Source organism: Marinobacter sp. R17, from assembly GCF_003789045.1.
GTDB lineage: Bacteria > Pseudomonadota > Gammaproteobacteria > Pseudomonadales > Oleiphilaceae > Marinobacter_A > Marinobacter_A mangrovi.
Genome location: NZ_RHGZ01000025.1, coordinates 38,761 through 56,049 on the forward strand (window position 1 = coordinate 38,761; position 17,289 = coordinate 56,049).

Sequence of the window (17,289 nt, forward strand, 5' to 3'; positions counted from 1 at the left end):
AGGTGAACCGGAACGGCCCACAACTCTTATACTTCCCCGACAAGATCAATGAACGGGACGCCCATGACCTCGGATCGCCGCAAGGCCCTGAAACTCGCCACCGACTTCATCATGCCCTACCGCAAGGCGCTGGCCGGTGCCTTTGCCGCACTGGTGTTCACCGCGGGCATCACGCTGTCGCTGGGCCAGGGCATCCGGCTGCTGGTGGACCAGGGATTCGTCACCGGCTCACCGGAACTGCTCAACCGCTCCGTCCTGTTGTTCTTCATACTCATCGGCTGTCTGGCGGTCGGCACGTTCGTGCGTTTCTATCTGGTCTCCTGGATCGGCGAGCGGGTGGTTGCGGATATCCGGAAGCAGGTATTTAACCACCTGATCGATCTGCACCCCGGCTTTTTCGAAACCAATCGCGGCCTGGAGATTCAGTCCCGCCTGACCACCGACACCACCGTACTGCAATCGGTCATCGGCTCCACCATATCCATGGCCCTGCGCAACTTCTTCATGATGATTGGCGGGATCATCCTGTTGTTCGTCACCAACGTGAAGCTGACCAGCATCGTGATGCTGGCGGTGCCGCTCGTGGTGGCCCCGATCCTGATTTTCGGCCGGCGCGTGCGGCGCCTGTCTCGCCAGAGCCAGGACCGGGTGGCGGATGTGGGCAGCTACGTGGGTGAGATCCTGGGGCAGATCAAGATCGTGCAGGCCTACAACCACCAGCCCCAGGATCAGGACCGCTTCAGTGAGGTGGTGGAGAACGCTTTCGCCGTGGCCCGCCAGCGCATCCGTCAGCGGGCGTGGCTGATTGCCATCGTGATCCTGCTGATTCTCGGCGCGGTGGGCATCATGCTCTGGGTCGGCGGGCAGGACGTGATTGCCGGCGAGATCACCGGCGGCGAACTGGCCGCGTTCGTGTTCTACAGTCTGATCGTGGGCTCATCCGTGGGTTCGCTGAGCGAAGTCATCGGCGAATTGCAGCGGGCCGCCGGTGCCGCCGCGCGGATCGTGGAACTGCTGCAGACCGGCAGTGAGATCACGCCGCCGGAACATCCCCGCTCGCTACCCGTCCCGGTGCGGGGTGAGATCGCATTCGAGGCCCTGCGTTTTGCCTATCCCGGACGCCCCAACGTGGACGTGATCGACGGCATCGACCTGACCGTCACCGCCGGTGAAACACTGGCCCTGGTGGGCCCGTCCGGCGCCGGCAAGTCGACGTTGTTCGATCTGCTCCTGCGTTTCTTCGATCCCCGCAGCGGCGGCATCCGCATCGACGGCGTGGACATCCGGGAACTGGACCCGGCGGAGTTGCGCCGCTGCTTTGCCCTGGTCTCCCAGACGCCGGCGCTTTTCTTCGGCAGCATCGCCGACAACATCCGCTACGGTCGGCCCGAAGCCTCCCAGGCCGACATCGAAGCCGCTGCCCGCATCGCCCACGCCCACGAGTTCATCACCGATCTGCCCGACGGCTACGACACTCGACTGGGCGATGCCGGCCTGGGCCTGTCCGGCGGTCAGCGCCAGCGCATTGCCATCGCCCGGGCGCTGATCATGGACGCGCCCATCCTGCTGCTGGACGAAGCCACCAGCGCCCTGGATGCCCAGAGCGAGCACCTGATCCAGCAGGCCCTGCCGGAGCTGATGGCCGGCCGCACGACGCTGGTGATTGCCCACCGTCTGGCCACGGTCAAGCACGCCGACCGCATTGCGGTGCTGGATCACGGCCGGCTGCATGGCGTTGGCTCGCACCAGGAACTGATCCACAGCGACCCGCTGTACGCCCGTCTGGCCGAACTGCAATTCCGGGAACCGGAAAACGCATCATCGGCCTGATGGCCAGCTATGCTAACCTTGCGCCCACCCATTTTTGACAGGACGACGTTCGCACCATGGCCGGTTCCAGCAAGAAAGTGATTTTCGCCGCCCTCGGGGGCAACCTGCTCATCGCCATCACCAAGTTCGTGGCCGCTGTGGTCACCGGCAGTTCGGCCATGTTCTCCGAAGGCGTCCACTCGCTCGTGGATACCGGCAACCAGATCCTGTTGCTCTACGGCCTCAAGCGTTCCGCCCGGCCCGCCGACGAGAAGTTTCCGTTTGGTCACGGCAAGGAGGTGTACTTCTGGAGCTTCGTGGTCGCCATCCTGATCTTCGCGGTGGGTTCGGGCATTTCGATCTACGAAGGCGTTCATCGCATCCTCGATCCCTCTCCCATCGAAAACCCCATCGTCAACTACATCGTGCTGGGCCTGGGCATCCTGTTCGAAGGCGCCGCCTGGTATTTTGCACTGACCGAATTCTCCCGCTCCAAAGGCAAATGGGGTTACATCGAGGCGGTCCAGCGGGGCAAGGATCCGACCAACTTTGTGGTGCTGTTCGAGGACTCGGCGGCCATCGTTGGCCTGGTGGTTGCCATAGTCGGCATCTACCTGGCGGACAACACCGGCCTGCTGTGGATGGACGGCGTCGCCTCGGTGATCATCGGCCTGATCCTGGGCGGCACGGCCATCTGGCTGGCCTATGAAACCAAGGGTCTGCTGATCGGTGAATCCGCCAACCAGACGGTGATCGCCGGCATCCGCAAGCTGGCCGTCGACATGCCGGAGATCGACAAGGTGAACGAACTGCTGACCATGCACATGGGCCCGGACTTTGTGCTGGTTAACCTGAGCGTCAAGTTCCGGCCCCAGCAATCCGTTGCGGATCTGGAAGCCGTCATCGCCGACCTCGACCACCGCATCAAGGAAGCCTATCCCCAGGCCAAACGGATCTTCGTGGAAGCGGAGGCCCTGCAGGCCCATACCCAGGCCTCGGCCGCGCCGAACCGCTGAGCATGAACCCACCGGCATCATTCGCCTCGGTCATGAGCTTCCAGGACTGGCGTCAGCGCCTGGGCGCCGGCTTGGCCTTATGGGCGATGGTGCTGATTTTTGCCGCACCGCTGTGGTCGAAATCCATGGCGCTGATGCACCACGACGGCATGAGCCCGGACAGGGCCGGTCACGCGGACCATCACGCCATGGCCGACATGCCGATGGCACCTCATGCCATGGACGGGCCGATCACCTTCGATCACCCGGAGTGCGGCTATTGTGTGCTGCTGGCGCACGTCACGCCGATGTCGCCCCCGCCGCTGACCATTGCCGCACCGGTTCGCTGGTCCCTGACGGCCGATCGCTGGCCGGTGCGCACCGTCGCCACCCGGCAACTCCGTTACGCCCTTGCCGAAGTGCGCGCGCCACCCACCTTCACCGGATAACCCGCCCCTTTTACAGGCCCATGCAACCGCTGCCGGACGGCGGCACAGCCTTCCTGTGTCCGTGACCGGCGTGGTGGCCTGGTGCTGTTCGCTGATTCACGTTATCAGGTGACCCATGACTCAAACCCATGCCCCGGAAACCCGGGCCCCCTCTGACGGCCACAAGACCGCCAGCTGGTTCTATCCCTTACTGCGACGGCTGCATTTCTATATCGGCCTGCTGGTCGGACCGTTTATCTTTATCGCCGCCTTTTCCGGCGGGCTTTACGTGATTTCGCCGCAGATCGAGAACATAGTCTACGCCAACGCGCTCACCGGAGACGCGAGCGGAGCGCCCCACTCCCTGGCCGACCAGATCAAAGCCGCCCGAAAGGCCGTCCCTGACCTGCACCTGGCAGCCGTGCGTCCCGCGCCGGCGCCCGGTCAGACAACGCGGGTGATGTTCGATGATCCCAGCCTCAATCGGTATGAAAACCGCGCGATCTTCGTCGATCCGGTTTCGCTGGCCGTCAAAGGCGATCTCACGGTCTACGGCACCAGCGGTGCGCTGCCGTTCCGGATACAGCTCGATTACCTGCACCGCAATCTGTTGCTGGGCGAGCCGGGACGGATCTACAGTGAGCTGGCCGCCTCCTGGCTGTGGATCGCCGGGCTCGGCGGGCTGACGCTGTGGTCTATCGGACGACGCAAACGTCGGCAGTCCGCGGCGCTGCGCGCCACCGACCAGACCGAGAGCGGCCGACGCCGCCATCACCACGCCACTTTGGGCCTGATCCTTTTGATCGGCTTTCTGTTCCTGTCGGTGACCGGGCTGACCTGGTCGAAATGGGCTGGTGGCCGTATCGCCGAATTGCGGGCCGCATTGGATTGGGGCACGCCCAGCGTTAACACCCAGCTGTCCGAGGGAAGCCAGGCCCTACCTGCGGTGCCCGATGCCCTGTTTGACCCGGTCCTGGAGGCCGCCCGGGAAGCCGGCATCGACGCCGGAAAGCTGGAAATTCGTCCAGGAAGCGGTCCCGATCGTGCCTGGAAAGTTCAGGAAATCGACCGAAGCTGGCCCACCCAGGTGGATTCCGTCGCAGTAGACCCGCACACCTTCCGGGTGACCGACCAGGCGAACTTCGCGGACTTTCCCATGGCGGCCAAACTGACCCGCTGGGGCATCGACGCCCATATGGGCACGCTGTTCGGTCTCGCCAACCAACTGGTTATGCTGGCCCTGGCGCTGGGCCTGTGTACGCTGATCGCCTGGGGCTACCGGATGTGGTGGGTACGCCGGCCACTGCCAAGAGCCGCGTCAGCCGCCGGCGCCACCCGGCTCACCACCCACTGGCTGCGGGCGCCCGTTCCGGCCCGCCTGGCCATCGTGGCCATTGCGGCCGCTCTCGGTTGGGCCCTGCCGGTGATGGGCGTGAGCCTGGCCGCCTTCCTCATCCTGGATGTGTTGCTGGTGACTCACTACAACCGTCGGGCTCTGGCGACGGCGTCTTGAATACTCGTATCTGGAGGCTTCCAGGCCTCCGGATACACGCCCTGATTTCAATCAGTTGAATCCCGTCCGCGCCAACATCCTGCACCACCGGAAAACATCCAGATCAAAAAACACCCTTGCGTGCCCAAAAATCATGCAATAGACTTCGCAAATGTTACCGGTAACATTTACCGACAAAACAAGAAGCCCAGGAGTAAAACACTATGTCCCCGCTCAAGCTCGTGGCCGGTGTCTTCGCCGCCACTTTCGCCCTGAACACCTTTGCCGCCGACTTCAACTTCAAGTTCCAGTCGTCTGACCCCACCGGCGTCAAGAACTACAAGATCCAGCAGGAATGGGCTGACCGTGTCGAGACCATGACCGATGGCCGCGTCCACATCGAACTGCTGCCGGTCGGCAGCGTCGTCAGCCACTCGGAAACCCTGAGCGCCATGAAGATGGGCGTGCTCGACGGGCACATTTCCGTCACCGGTTACTTCTCCGGCCAGGACCCCGCGTTCGGTCTGATCGGCAACACCGTGGGCGCCTGGTCCAGTCCGGATCAGCTGATCGACTACATCTACTACGGCGGCGGCTACGAGCTGATGAACGAGCTCTACAAGCCCTACGGCGTGAAGTTCGTTGGTGGTGCCGCGACCGGTCTGGAATCGTTCGTTTCCAAGAAGCCGCTGGATGGCGTGGATGACCTGAAAGGCCTGAAGATGCGCGCGCCGGAAGGCCTTGTGCAGTCCGTCTTCGCCGCCGCCGGCGCCGCGCCGGTCAACCTGCCAGGCTCGGAGGTCTATACCGCGCTGAGCAAGGGCGTGATCGACGCCGCCGACTACACCGTGTTCTCCACCAACCAGGAAGCGGGCCTGAACGACATCGCCCCGAACCCGGTCTACCCCGGTTTCCACTCTCTGCCGCTGCTGGAAATCGCCATGAACCTGAAGGAGTGGAACGAACTGCCGAAGGACATCCAGGCGATCATGACCGTGTCCGCCCGCGACTTCGCGCATGACATTAGCACCCAGCTGGCGATGGCCGACAAGAAGGCCGTCCAGAAGGCCCGCAAGGATCCGAACATCACGATCCACGACTGGTCTGCCGAAGAACGTCGCAAGTTCCGTAACATCGCCCGCGACCAGTGGAAGAAGTACGCGGAGCAGTCTCCCAACGCGGAAAAAGTCTACAAGTCGGTGACGAGCTACCTGGAATCCCAGGGCCTGCTCTAAGCCCGCTCCGAACCCCTTTCCACCTTCCTGAAATCTGACATCAACCGGCGCATCGGGCCCAAACCCATGCGCCGGTCAGGAGTCTCCCTATGTCTGATCACGCGCCCCAAGACGGCCAGACGGACCTGCTGCCGGATACCAACGACGAGGACGTCGGCGCCACCCGGCTCGACCGGGGCATCGTCTGGCTGGGCAAGAAGCTGAGCCTGGTCTTCGCCCTGATTGTGATTGTCTCCGCTTACGAGATCGCCCGTCGCTACATCTTCGACTCCCCCACCCTGTGGGTACACGAAACGGTGACCTTTGCCGGTGCGACGCTGTTTGTCCTCGGCGGTCTCTACGCCTTCGCCACCAACCGTCACGTGCGTGTGGTGCTGATCTACGATGCGGTTTCGCCGCGCGTGCGCCGCTGGCTGGATGTCCTGCACCAGCTGTTCGGTCTCGCCTTCTGCAGCATGATGGTTTACGGCAGCTGGTTCATGGCCAAGGACGCCGTCCGCGCGCCCTGGGGAGCCTGGCGTCTGGAAACCTCCGGCTCCGCCTGGAACCCGCCGTTCCCGGCCTTCCTGAAAGTCATCATCCTCGTCGCGATGTCGGTCCTGATGCTCCAGTTCATCCTGCACCTGATTCGCGACCTGCGCCGTGCCCTCAAAGGAGGTGATGCCTGATGTTTGAACTCGCTTCCCTCGGGATCGGCTACGGCAGCCTGCTGATGCTGGTGCTGCTGGTCCTGCTCCTGCTGACCGGCATGCAGCTGGCCTTTGCGACCGGTCTGGTCGCCCTGCTCTTCGCGCTCGGCTGGTTCGGCGTGGATGCGCTGCCCATCGTGAGCAGCCGGCTCTACAGCTTTATCGGCAGCTACGTCTTCCTGGCCGTGCCCATGTTCGTGTTGATGGCCTCGTTACTGGATCACTCGGGGATCGCCAAGGACCTGTTCGACGCCATGGCCCGCATCGGCCGCAAGCTGCGCGGCGGTGTCGCTATCCAGACCCTGATCGTGGCCATCATCCTGGCGTCCATGTCCGGCGTCATCGGCGGTGAAACCGTGCTGCTGGGCATCCTGGCCCTGCCGCAGATGCTGCGCCTGGGTTACGACCGGCGCCTGGCCATCGGCACCACCTGTGCCGGCGGAGCGCTGGGCACCATGCTGCCGCCGAGCATCGTCCTGATCATCTACGGCCTGACCGCCAACGTCTCCATCGGCGAACTGTTCAAGGGCGCCTTCCTGCCGGCCCTGATCCTGGCGCTGTTCTATGTGGCCTATGTCCTGGTCCGCGTCTGGCTGAAGCCGGAAATCGCGCCCCTGCCTTCCGATACGGATGAGCCGGAAACCCCGGCGCCGAACTTCTTCAAGGCGCTGTTCTTCCCGATCCTGTCTGTGGTCGTGGTGCTGGGCAGCATCTACGGCGGCGTGGCGTCGGTGACCGAAGCGTCGGCCCTGGGTGTGCTGGGCATCGCCATCTCCACCGCCATCCGTGGCGAGCTGAACCTGGCCATGATCCGAAAGTCCACCATCAGCACCCTGCGGGTGTGCGGCATGATCATCTGGATCGGCATTGGCGCCACCGCGCTGGTGGGGGTCTACAACCTGATGGGCGGCATCGACTTCGTCCGCGACATGGTCTTCACCGTCAGCGGCGGCAACGGCCTGCTGACCATCCTGTTCATGATGCTGATCCTGCTGGTGCTGGGCATGTTCCTGGACTGGGTGGGTGTGGCCCTGCTGACCATGCCGATCTTCGTGCCGATCGTGAACGAGCTGGGCTACAGCCCGATCTGGTTCGGCGTGGTGTTCTGCATGAACATGCAGGTGTCGTTCCTGTCACCGCCGTTCGGCCCGGCCGCCTTCTACCTGAAGACCGTGACTCCGCCGGACATTTCCCTGGGCGAGATCTTCCGCTCCCTGGTGCCCTTCATCGTGCTGCAGATCCTGGCACTGGGCCTGGTGATCGCATTCCCGCAACTGGCGTTATGGTGGCAGTGATATGAAACATCCCAAGATCGTCGTCATGGGCGTCTCGGGCAGTGGCAAGAGCCTGGTTGGTCAGCGGCTGGGCGAGCAACTGGGGGTGCCGTTCTTCGATGCGGACGATTACCACAGTCGCGCCAACGTGGAGAAAATGGCTAACGGCATCCCGCTGACGGATGCCGACCGGGAGGGCTGGCTGGCCGACCTGGCGGACCTGATTCGCCAGCAGGACGGCCTGGTGCTGGCCTGCTCCGCGCTGAAGCAGGTCTACCGGGACCAGCTGCGCACCGGCGATCCAGAGCTGCAGTTCGTCTACCTGAAAGGCTCATTCGACACCATCTGGTCGCGCCACGCCCAGCGCAGGGACCACTACTTCAATGGGCAGTCGATGCTGGAGAGCCAGTTCCAGTCCCTGGAAGAACCGGGGCCGGAGGAGGCGATCATCGTCGATATTGCACAGACACCGGAGCAGGTCCTGCAACAGTGTCTGACCCGCCTGGAAGCCAGCACCTGAGGGATTCGAAAGCGGGCGGTTGATCCCGCCCGGGGACTCCGGCAGCAGGGATGCTGCCGGTGAGCGTACAGGGATGTATGTACAGCGCGCCCCGGGCGGGATCAACCGACCGCTTTCAGCCCCCGAGTCATGACGTATCATAGGCGCCGCTTTAGAGAGGACCGAACAACAACCATGGCCAAGAAACGACGCCCCACATTGCAGGACATCGCCGACCGGGTCGGTGCCACGAAGATGACCGTCAGCCGCTGTCTGCGCGGTGCCGACAACGTGTCGGAGAAAATGCGCGAGCGGATCTTCGCCGTGGCGGAGGAGATCGGCTATATCCCCAACCGGGCGCCGGACATCCTGTCCAAGGCCACCAGCCGCGCCATCGGCGTGCTGCTGCCGTCATTGACCAACCAGGTCTTCGCCGACGTAGTGAAAGGCATCGAAAGCGTCACCGAACCCGCCGGCTACCACCTGATGATGGCCCACTACGGCTACAGCCCGGAGGTGGAGGAACGCAGCCTGTCCGCCCTGCTGTCCTACAACGTCGACGCCCTGATCCTGTCGGAAAGCCAGCACACCCAGCGCAGCCGGCGCATGCTGGAAACCGCCGGCGTGCCCACCATCGAACTGATGGACACGCACCTGCCGCCGTTCGAGCAGGCGGTCGGGTTCGACAACGTGCAGGCCTCCTACGACATGGTCAGCGAGATGATTCGTCGTGGGCGCAAGCACGTGGTCTATCTCGGCGTGCGGCTGGATACGCGGACCATCCAGCGTCAGGACGGCTACATGCGCGCCATGGAAGAACACGGTCTGGAGCCGATCATCCTGCGCTTCGAACAGCGGTCGTCCTATTCCGTCGGCGCCACGCTGATGGCCCGCATCCTGGAAGAGCACCCGGAAGCCGACGGCATCTTCTGCACCAACGACGACGTGGCCATCGGGGCCTTCTTCGAGTGCCAGCGCCGCGACATTCCCGTGCCGGAGAAAATGGCCATTGTCGGTTTCCACGGCCATGACGTGGGTCAGGTGATGACGCCCCGGCTGGCCAGTGTCGTCACGCCCCGGGAAGCCATCGGTCGCCGGGCGGCGGAAGTGTTGCTGGAACGACTCCAGGGCGCCGACGTCAGCCAGCGCGTGATCGACCTGGGTTACCGGATCGAGACCGGCGGCACGCTCTGACACGGGCCTCCAGAACACCGCACAACCACAACAATTGTTGTGAATTGACGGCCTGCTTGCGATGATCAGGGCACTTTGCCGCCGAGGATGTCCGCAGCACCATGGATAAATTTGAAGTCAAACTCGACCAGGCCGCCCGGGCCGCCTGGCTCTCCTATGTGGGTGGACGCACCCAGGACGAAATCGCTGCGCAGCTGGGCGTCTCCCGCCCCGGCGTCCAGCGCCTGCTGGCCCTGGCCCGTCAGGAAGGGCTGATCAAGGTTCACATCGATCACCCCATTTCCAACTGCATGACGCTGGGTCAGGCGCTGCGCGACCAGTTCGACCTGGAGTTCTGCGACGTGGTGCCGGTCGACCCGGACGCCGAACACAACAGCGCCCATTACGTGGCCGTGGCTGGCTGCGATCGCCTGACCCGCTATCTGGAACGCACCGATCCGCTGACCCTGTCCCTCGGCTCCGGCCGGACCGTGCGCGCTACGGTGGAAGCGGTCAGCCGCATGGACCGGCCCCAACACCGTTTCGTGTCCCTGGTGGGCAACGTCGCCCGGGACGGCTCTTCCAACCGCTATGACGGCGTCACCGCCCTGGCGGACAAGACCGCCAGCGGCCGCTTCCTGCTGCCCGCCCCGGTGGTGGCCGGTTCCGTCGAGGAACGCGAGGCCCTGCTGAACCAGCGCCTGTTCCGGGCCATCGCCAGCGTCGCCGCCGATGCGGAAGTCGGCTTTATCGGCGTGGGGCCGATCAACCGCCAGGCCACCCTGTTCCAGGACGACTTCATCAACGAATCGGAACTCGACGAACTGCTGAACTGCCGCGCGGTGGGTGAACTTCTCGGCTGGCCGCTGGATGCTCAGGGCCGCATCATCGACTGCTCCGTCACCCGGCGGGTTACCAGCCCGGCGCTGGAAAGTCTGGCACCCCAGCGCCTGGTGGCGCTGGCCGGCGGTACCGACAAGGGCCCGGCTATTCTCTCCGCCCTGCGCGGTGGCTGGCTGAAGGGGCTGATTACGGACGAGGCGGCGGCCCGCTACGTGCTCGACAACGCGGTCCGGCGCTGATCCGGACCGCCCTGACCGGCGCAAAATTTTTTGCCCTTGACTGATCAATTGTTCGGGCGTAGATTCAATTGATCAAAACAACCAAGCAGTCCGGCTTAATAAAACAACACCAAGACCTCCCACAACAGGAGCAAGCCATGAAGCTCTCTTATGCACTGCCCCTCGCGGGCATGATGGCCGTCAGCAGTTTTGCGGCCCATGCCGAAACCGTCACCGTGGCCACGGTCAACAACAACGACATGGTCATCATGCAGCGCCTCTCCGACGCCTTCGAAAAATCCCATCCGGACATCAATCTGGAATGGGTCGTCCTGGAGGAGAACGTACTGCGCCAGCGCCTCACGACCGACATTGCCACCCATGGCGGCCAGTTCGACGTCATGACCATCGGCACCTATGAAGCCCCCATCTGGGCTGAGCGCGGCTGGCTGACACCGCTCACCGACCTGCCGGCAGATTACAAGCCGGACGACCTGCTCAAACCGGTCATCGACGGCCTGAGCTACGAGGACAAGCCCTACGCGCTGCCCTTCTATGCCGAAAGCTCGATGATGTATTACCGCAAGGACCTGTTCGACAAAGCCGGCATCGAGATGACCGAGCAGCCCACCTGGGACGAGGTCCACGACTGGGCGGCCAAGCTCAACGACCCGGACCACGATGTGGCCGGTATCTGCCTGCGCGGCAAGCCGGGCTGGGGCGAGAACATGGCCTTCGTAACCACCCTGGTGAACACCTACGGCGGCCGCTGGTTCGACATGGACTGGAAACCGGAAATCGATTCCAAGGCGTGGCATGAAGCCATCAACTTCTACGTCGACCTGCTGAAAAACTACGGCCCGGCCGGCGCCAGCTCCAACGGCTTCAACGAGAATCTGGCACTGTTCTCACGCGGCAACTGCGCGATGTGGGTCGACGCCACCTCCGCCGCCGGCAAGCTCTACAACCCGAAAGAGTCCAAGGTCGCTGACAAGCTGGGCTTCGCCCCCGCACCGGTCGCGGCGACGCCGAAAGGTTCCCATTGGCTGTGGTCCTGGGCCCTGGCCATTCCGTCTTCATCGGATGCCAAGGATGCGGCGCGTGAGTTCATCACCTGGGCCACCTCGCAGGACTACATCAAGATGGTCGGTGAGAAGGAAGGCTGGACCAGCGTGCCGCCGGGCACCCGCGAGTCCACCTACGCCAACGAGAAGTACCAGGAAGCCGCGCCTTTCGCCGACTTCGTGCTCGACGCGATTCGCGAGGCCGATCCCACCGATGCGACCCTCAAGCCGGTGCCTTACACCGGGGTCCAGATCGTGGGCATTCCTGAGTTCCAGGCCATCGGTACCCAGGTGGGTCAGATGATCGCCGCCGCCCTGACCGGTGAAATGTCGGTCGACCAGGCCCTGAGCAGCGCCCAGCGCGCCACCCAGCGCACCATGGAGCGCGCGGGCTACATCAAGTAATCGGGTCTTCGACGGGACGGCTGCGGCCGTCCCGGCACCCCACCCAACCCCGGATACGACCATGAACAAACCCCGAGCTGCCGGGCGCACCGTCGGCGGACTTCGTCCCCTGGCGCTGCAGGCCCCCGCTGTCACCCTGTTGTTCCTGTGGATGATCGTGCCGCTGGCGATGACCGTCTGGTTCTCGCTGCAGCGCTACAATCTGCTGATGCCCACCATGACCGGGTTTGCCGGTCTGGAGAACTACGAATACCTGTTTACCGACCCGGCCCTGTGGAAGTCGATGCTCAACACCCTGTTGCTGGTGGGTTGGGTGCTCGTCATCACCGTCGTCGGCGGCACCCTGCTGGCCGTGCTGTTCCAGCAGGAGTTCTTCGGTCGCGGCATCGCCCGGGTGCTGGTGATCTCCCCGTTCTTCGTCATGCCGACGGTCAGTGCGCTGGTCTGGAAGAACCTGATGATGCATCCGGCCAACGGCATCTTCGCCTGGATCGCCGAACTGTTCGGTGCCCAGCCGGTGGACTGGTTCTCATCGCTGCCGCTGACCTCCATCGTCATGATCGTCGCCTGGCAGTGGCTGCCGTTTGCGCTGCTGATCCTGCTCACCGCCATCCAGTCACTGGATGAGGACCAGGTGGAGGCCGCCCGCATGGACGGCGCCGGGCCCATTTCGATTTTCTTTTTCATCACCCTGCCTCACCTGCGGCGGGCGATCAGCGTGGTGATCATGATCGAGATGATCTTCCTGCTGACCGTGTTCGCGGAGATCTTCGTCACCACCTCGGGCGGACCGGGCCTGGCCACCACCAACCTGGCCTACCTGATCTACATCCGCGCCCTGCTCGACTTCGATGTGGGCATGGCATCCGCCGGCGGCGTCGTCGCCATCATCCTGGCCAACATTGTCGCGATCTTCCTGGTGCGGCTCGTGGCCAAGAACCTGGAAGACTGAGGCGGAGGCTCCCATGAATCCATCAACGCTCAAGCGCTTTGCCATCGGCCTGCTGGCCTGGGTGATCGCGTTTATCATTTTCTTCCCGATCTTCTGGATGGTGCTGACCGGCTTCAAGACCGAGGTCGAGGCCGTGTCCGACCCCAGCCTGATCTTCACGCCGACCCTGGACAGCTACGCCGAAGTCCAGCAGCGGGCGGACTACTTCAAGTTTGCCTGGAACAGCGTGATTGTCTCGTTCGGTTCCACCCTCCTGGCGCTGATCATCGCCATTCCGTCGGCCTATTCCATGGCGTTCCTGCCCACCAAGCGCACCAAGGGCACGCTGCTGTGGATGCTGTCCACCAAGATGCTGCCGCCGGTGGGCGTGCTGGTGCCGATCTACCTGCTGTTCCGGGACACCGGGCTGCTGGATACCTGCACCGGGCTGGTCATCGTCTACACCCTGATGAACCTGCCGATCGTGGTGTGGATGCTCTACACCTTCTTCAAGGACCTGCCCAAGGACATTCTGGAAGCCGGCCGTATGGACGGCGCCAGCACCTTGCAGGAGGTGCTCTACCTGCTGATGCCGCTGACCCTGCCGGGGATCGCCTCCACCGGTCTGTTGTCGGTCATCCTGAGCTGGAACGAGGCCTTCTGGAGCCTCAACCTGACCACCTCGCAGGCCGCGCCGCTGACGGCGTACATCGCCTCTTTCTCCAGTCCCGAGGGACTGTTCTGGGCGAAACTGTCCGCCGCTTCCACGATGGCCATCGCGCCCATCCTGGTCTTTGGCTGGCTCACCCAGAAACAGATGGTCCGGGGCCTGACCTTCGGCGCCGTCAAGTAGCCGTCTTCACATAGAAAGGTTTCAACATGGCAACGCTTCAACTGAAAAACGTCATCAAGGAATTCGGCGACACCCACGTGATCAAGGGCGTGGACCTGGAAGTGAAGGACCGGGAGTTCGTCGTCTTCGTTGGCCCATCGGGCTGCGGTAAATCCACGCTCCTGCGCATGATCGCCGGCCTGGAAAGCGCGACCGACGGCGATATCGTCATTGATGGCAAACGCATGAACGACATCGGCCCGGCCGAACGGGGACTGGCGATGGTGTTCCAGAGCTACGCGCTCTACCCCCACATGACAGTCGAGGACAACATGGGCTTCAGCCTGCGCCTGGCGGGTGTGTCCAAGTCCGAGCGCAAGGACAAGGTGCTCGATGCCGCTCGCATCCTGCAGCTGGAAAACCTGCTGGACCGCAAGCCCAAGGCCCTGTCCGGCGGGCAGCGCCAGCGGGTGGCCATCGGCCGCGCCATCGTGCGCAACCCCAGCATCTTCCTGTTCGACGAGCCTCTGTCGAACCTCGACGCCGCGCTGCGGGTGCAGATGCGGGTGGAACTGGCCCGACTGCACGAAGAACTCGACGCCACCATGATCTACGTGACCCACGACCAGATCGAAGCCATGACCATGGCCGACAAGATCGTGGTGCTGCAGGGCGGCGAGGTGGAACAGGTGGGCTCACCCATGGAGCTCTACCACCATCCGCGCAACCGGTTCGTGGCCGGGTTCATCGGTTCCCCCACGATGAACTTCCTGCCGGTGGACTTCCAGGACGCCAACGCCGACGGTGTGCAGGTCACCCTGCCCGGCGGCCAGGGTTGCCGGGTCCCGGTCAACGGCGAAGAGCTGGCCGCGGGCGCCTCGCTGGAACTGGGCATCCGCCCGGAGCACCTGAACCTGGACGACAACGGCCCGATGAGCGGCAAGATCCAGGTGATCGAACGCCTGGGCGGCGCGACCTCCCTCTACGTGCAAATGGACCACGGCATGATCACCGTGGTCGCCGACGGCGACATCGAGCATAAGGTGGGCGACACCATCCGCTTCGGCTTCGAGCCCTTCCGCGGCCACCTGTTCCGCGAGGACGGCCTGGCCCTGGAGAGCCTGCAACGCCACCCGCTCACCGCCATTAACCGCCAGGCCAACCGGGCCCCGGCGGATTCCGGCGACGATCAGTGAGGGCACCCATGGAGACGCTGATTTTCGATTGCGACGGCGTGCTGGTGGACAGCGAAGTCATCGCCGAAGCCACGCTGGTGGAACAGTTGCGCGATTGGCTGCCGGACCTGCAGACAGACACGGTACTGCACCATGCCCTGGGCATGACCACCGAGAACATCCTGCTGCACCTGGAAGCCCTCAGCAGCCACACGCTGCCGGCGGACGCCCTGCCGCGCATCGACGAGGCCATCGAGGCCCGGCTGGCGAAAGCACTGCAGCCTATCGACGGCGTCGCCGAAACACTGGACCGGCTTGAGCTGCCCCTGGCGATCGTCTCCAACTCCAGCCGTTTCCGGGTGTGCAACTCCCTGGCCACGACCGGCCTCGATGCCCAGCTGGGCACGGTTCCGCTGTTCACCGCTGAACAGGTCGCCCTGCCCAAACCGGATCCCGGCGTTTACCTGCTGGCCACGCGGGAGCTGGGCTGCTCCCCGAAGGACTGTCTGGTGGTGGAAGACAGCGTCTCAGGCGTGACTGCGGCCAAAGCCGCGGGCATGACCGTCATCGGCTTTACCGGCGCCAGTCACATCCCGCCGGACCACGCCGAACACCTGAAAGACGCCGGCGCCTGGCGCATCCTGCGCCACATGACCGGACTGGAGACCCTGATCGATGAATGGCGCCAACACCGCAGCGCAGGCTGACGCAAAGGAGATCCACTGTGAAATTACAGGATAAAGTAGCCGTGATCACCGGTGGCGCCCGAGGTATTGGCCGGGCCATTGCCGAACGCTACCTGGTCGAAGGCGCCCGGGTGGTCGTGGCCGACATCGACCGGGCCGCCATCCACACTTCGGTGGACGAGATCCGCAGTACGCTGACCGACCCGGACCGGCTCATGGGTGACTCGCTGAACGTGTGCGACCGAGCCTCCATCGACGCCCTGATCCGAACGGTCACCGACCGCTGGGGCGGCATCGACATCCTGGTCAACAACGCCGCGGTCTTTGATATGGCACCGGTCCTGGACGTCACCGAAGAGAGCTACGACCGCCAGTTCAACGTCAATGTGAAGGGGATGTTCTTCACCCTGCAGGCGGTGGCCCAATCGATGGTGGATCGCGGGCGCGGTGGCAAGATCATCAACATGTCGAGTCAGGCCGGCCGGCGCGGTGAAGCGCTGGTCAGCACCTACTGCGCGTCCAAGGCCGCCGTTATCAGCCTCACACAATCCTGTGGCCTGGACCTGATCAAATACGGTATTAACGTGAATGGTATCGCGCCCGGTGTGGTCGACACCCCCATGTGGGAGGAGGTCGACGCCCTGTTCGCGCGGTACGAGAACCGCCCGCTCGGCGAGAAGAAGCGCCTGGTGGGCGAAGCGGTGCCTTATGGCCGGATGGGCCGCCCGGAGGATCATGCCGGGGCGGCGGTGTTCCTGGCCAGCGAGGACGCCGACTATGTGGTTGCACAAACATTGAATGTGGATGGTGGCAACTGGATGAGCTGACGGCGGCGGGCGGTCGGCCATCGAGTGGCTGCCGCCATCACGCTGTCGGAGAAGGAACCATGACACCCAGTATTCAAGACGTCACCGATCACATCCTGGCCGCCGCCGGGCAGCGCCAGCGGCTGATCGTTGCCCTCGCCGGGCCGCCGGCCGCCGGCAAGTCGACCCTGTCGGAACGCCTGGCCGAGTTGCTGAACCGCGAGGTGCCCGGCAGCACCGTGGTGGTCCCGATGGACGGTTACCACTACGACAACGCCGTGCTGGAACCGCGCGGACAGGTACCGATCAAGGGCGCACCGGAAACGTTCAATCCCGAGGGCCTGCTGTGGGATCTGCAGCGAATTCGCAACAACTCGGGCAACGTCGCGGTGCCGGTGTTCGACCGGCCGCTCGACCTGGCCCGCGCCGGAGGGCGGATCGTTACGCCGGCGCATCGCATCGTCATCGTCGAGGGCAACTACCTGCTGCTCGACCGGGATCCCTGGCGGGCGCTGCACGACCTGTTCGATCTCAAGTTGTTCCTGGAGGTGCCGGACGACTTGCTGGCCGCGCGCCTGCTCCGCCGCTGGCAGGACATGGGCCAGGACGCAGCCGGCGCCCGGGCCAAGACCTACGACAAAGACATGCTGAACAGTCGCCTGGTGAAACAGGCGTCCATTGAACCCGACATCCGCTGGGCCGCCGATCACGAGCGAATACCCACGTAACGGAAAA

Annotated in this window: 17 protein-coding genes; all 17 read left to right on the forward strand. The window is 64.0% G+C overall.

The window, feature by feature from the left end:
* The first annotated feature begins 63 nt into the window (after positions 1-63).
* The 17 genes from EB809_RS16285 to EB809_RS16365 all read left to right on the forward strand — a co-directional run bounded on the left by EB809_RS16285 (position 64) and on the right by EB809_RS16365 (position 17,282).
* Entirely contained in the window at positions 64-1,830 is a 1,767-nt protein-coding gene (locus tag EB809_RS16285) for an ABC transporter transmembrane domain-containing protein (protein WP_123635896.1), read from the forward strand.
* A gap of 56 nt (positions 1,831-1,886) precedes the next feature.
* The gene (locus EB809_RS16290; RefSeq protein ID WP_123635897.1) at positions 1,887-2,825 is read left to right on the forward strand and encodes a cation diffusion facilitator family transporter; all 939 of its coding nucleotides are present in this window, start codon (positions 1,887-1,889) and stop codon (positions 2,823-2,825) included.
* 2 nt (positions 2,826-2,827) lie between these two features.
* The gene (locus tag EB809_RS16295) at positions 2,828-3,253 is read left to right on the forward strand and encodes a DUF2946 domain-containing protein (RefSeq protein ID WP_123635898.1); all 426 of its coding nucleotides are present in this window, start codon (positions 2,828-2,830) and stop codon (positions 3,251-3,253) included.
* 115 nt (positions 3,254-3,368) lie between these two features.
* Positions 3,369-4,745: a PepSY-associated TM helix domain-containing protein gene (locus tag EB809_RS16300; RefSeq protein ID WP_123635899.1), complete on the forward strand. Its 1,377-nt coding sequence runs from the start codon at positions 3,369-3,371 to the stop codon at positions 4,743-4,745.
* Positions 4,746-4,948: 203 nt separating this feature from the next.
* Complete coding sequence (locus EB809_RS16305; RefSeq protein WP_123635900.1) at positions 4,949-5,959, forward strand: TRAP transporter substrate-binding protein; 1,011 nt, start codon at positions 4,949-4,951, stop codon at positions 5,957-5,959.
* 89 nt (positions 5,960-6,048) lie between these two features.
* A complete protein-coding gene (locus tag EB809_RS16310; protein WP_123635901.1) occupies positions 6,049-6,627 on the forward strand; it encodes a TRAP transporter small permease subunit in 579 nt (192 codons plus the stop codon).
* On the forward strand, positions 6,627-7,943 hold the full coding sequence (locus EB809_RS16315) for a TRAP transporter large permease subunit (RefSeq protein WP_123635902.1): 1,317 nt from the start codon (positions 6,627-6,629) through the stop codon (positions 7,941-7,943). Before EB809_RS16310 ends, EB809_RS16315 begins: the two co-directional genes overlap by 1 nt.
* 1 nt (position 7,944) lies before the next feature.
* Positions 7,945-8,442, forward strand: coding sequence for a gluconokinase (locus tag EB809_RS16320; RefSeq protein ID WP_123635903.1), 498 nt, complete (start codon positions 7,945-7,947; stop codon positions 8,440-8,442).
* A gap of 174 nt (positions 8,443-8,616) precedes the next feature.
* Positions 8,617-9,615 carry a gluconate operon transcriptional repressor GntR gene (gene gntR / locus EB809_RS16325; protein WP_123635904.1) on the forward strand — a complete coding sequence of 333 codons (999 nt, stop codon included), beginning with the start codon at positions 8,617-8,619 and terminating at the stop codon, positions 9,613-9,615.
* Positions 9,616-9,716: 101 nt separating this feature from the next.
* Positions 9,717-10,676 carry a sugar-binding transcriptional regulator gene (locus EB809_RS16330; RefSeq protein ID WP_123635905.1) on the forward strand — a complete coding sequence of 320 codons (960 nt, stop codon included), beginning with the start codon at positions 9,717-9,719 and terminating at the stop codon, positions 10,674-10,676.
* Positions 10,677-10,813: 137 nt separating this feature from the next.
* Positions 10,814-12,124 (forward strand): ABC transporter substrate-binding protein, encoded by a 1,311-nt coding sequence (locus tag EB809_RS16335; RefSeq protein ID WP_123635906.1) that lies wholly within the window; start codon positions 10,814-10,816, stop codon positions 12,122-12,124.
* Between the two features lie 61 nt (positions 12,125-12,185).
* Positions 12,186-13,076 (forward strand): carbohydrate ABC transporter permease, encoded by an 891-nt coding sequence (locus tag EB809_RS16340; RefSeq protein WP_123635907.1) that lies wholly within the window; start codon positions 12,186-12,188, stop codon positions 13,074-13,076.
* Between the two features lie 13 nt (positions 13,077-13,089).
* Positions 13,090-13,908, forward strand: coding sequence for a carbohydrate ABC transporter permease (locus EB809_RS16345; protein ID WP_123635908.1), 819 nt, complete (start codon positions 13,090-13,092; stop codon positions 13,906-13,908).
* A gap of 26 nt (positions 13,909-13,934) precedes the next feature.
* Positions 13,935-15,083: an ABC transporter ATP-binding protein gene (locus EB809_RS16350; protein ID WP_123635909.1), complete on the forward strand. Its 1,149-nt coding sequence runs from the start codon at positions 13,935-13,937 to the stop codon at positions 15,081-15,083.
* A gap of 8 nt (positions 15,084-15,091) precedes the next feature.
* On the forward strand, positions 15,092-15,769 hold the full coding sequence (locus tag EB809_RS16355; RefSeq protein ID WP_123635910.1) for an HAD family hydrolase: 678 nt from the start codon (positions 15,092-15,094) through the stop codon (positions 15,767-15,769).
* On the forward strand, positions 15,742-16,575 hold the full coding sequence (locus EB809_RS16360) for an L-iditol 2-dehydrogenase (protein ID WP_263317003.1): 834 nt from the start codon (positions 15,742-15,744) through the stop codon (positions 16,573-16,575). The genes EB809_RS16355 and EB809_RS16360 overlap by 28 nt, the downstream gene beginning before the upstream one ends.
* A gap of 59 nt (positions 16,576-16,634) precedes the next feature.
* Positions 16,635-17,282 carry a nucleoside triphosphate hydrolase gene (locus tag EB809_RS16365; RefSeq protein ID WP_123635912.1) on the forward strand — a complete coding sequence of 216 codons (648 nt, stop codon included), beginning with the start codon at positions 16,635-16,637 and terminating at the stop codon, positions 17,280-17,282.
* Positions 17,283-17,289 lie beyond the last annotated feature (7 nt).

Excerpts from the sequence above, each read along its gene's own strand:
- EB809_RS16330 (WP_123635905.1), top strand. The coding sequence starts at position 9,717 with ATGGATAAATTTGAAGTCAAACTCGACCAGGCCGCCCGGGCCGCCTGG.
- EB809_RS16355 (WP_123635910.1), top strand. The coding sequence starts at position 15,092 with ATGGAGACGCTGATTTTCGATTGCGACGGCGTGCTGGTGGACAGCGAA.
- EB809_RS16300 (WP_123635899.1), top strand. The coding sequence starts at position 3,369 with ATGACTCAAACCCATGCCCCGGAAACCCGGGCCCCCTCTGACGGCCAC.
- EB809_RS16305 (WP_123635900.1), top strand. The coding sequence starts at position 4,949 with ATGTCCCCGCTCAAGCTCGTGGCCGGTGTCTTCGCCGCCACTTTCGCC.
- EB809_RS16360 (WP_263317003.1), top strand. The coding sequence starts at position 15,742 with ATGGCGCCAACACCGCAGCGCAGGCTGACGCAAAGGAGATCCACTGTG.
- gntR (WP_123635904.1), top strand. The coding sequence starts at position 8,617 with ATGGCCAAGAAACGACGCCCCACATTGCAGGACATCGCCGACCGGGTC.
- EB809_RS16315 (WP_123635902.1), top strand. The coding sequence starts at position 6,627 with ATGTTTGAACTCGCTTCCCTCGGGATCGGCTACGGCAGCCTGCTGATG.
- EB809_RS16285 (WP_123635896.1), top strand. The coding sequence starts at position 64 with ATGACCTCGGATCGCCGCAAGGCCCTGAAACTCGCCACCGACTTCATC.
- EB809_RS16290 (WP_123635897.1), top strand. The coding sequence starts at position 1,887 with ATGGCCGGTTCCAGCAAGAAAGTGATTTTCGCCGCCCTCGGGGGCAAC.
- EB809_RS16310 (WP_123635901.1), top strand. The coding sequence starts at position 6,049 with ATGTCTGATCACGCGCCCCAAGACGGCCAGACGGACCTGCTGCCGGAT.
- EB809_RS16295 (WP_123635898.1), top strand. The coding sequence starts at position 2,828 with ATGAACCCACCGGCATCATTCGCCTCGGTCATGAGCTTCCAGGACTGG.
- EB809_RS16365 (WP_123635912.1), top strand. The coding sequence starts at position 16,635 with ATGACACCCAGTATTCAAGACGTCACCGATCACATCCTGGCCGCCGCC.
- EB809_RS16340 (WP_123635907.1), top strand. The coding sequence starts at position 12,186 with ATGAACAAACCCCGAGCTGCCGGGCGCACCGTCGGCGGACTTCGTCCC.
- EB809_RS16320 (WP_123635903.1), top strand. The coding sequence starts at position 7,945 with ATGAAACATCCCAAGATCGTCGTCATGGGCGTCTCGGGCAGTGGCAAG.
- EB809_RS16345 (WP_123635908.1), top strand. The coding sequence starts at position 13,090 with ATGAATCCATCAACGCTCAAGCGCTTTGCCATCGGCCTGCTGGCCTGG.
- EB809_RS16350 (WP_123635909.1), top strand. The coding sequence starts at position 13,935 with ATGGCAACGCTTCAACTGAAAAACGTCATCAAGGAATTCGGCGACACC.
- EB809_RS16335 (WP_123635906.1), top strand. The coding sequence starts at position 10,814 with ATGAAGCTCTCTTATGCACTGCCCCTCGCGGGCATGATGGCCGTCAGC.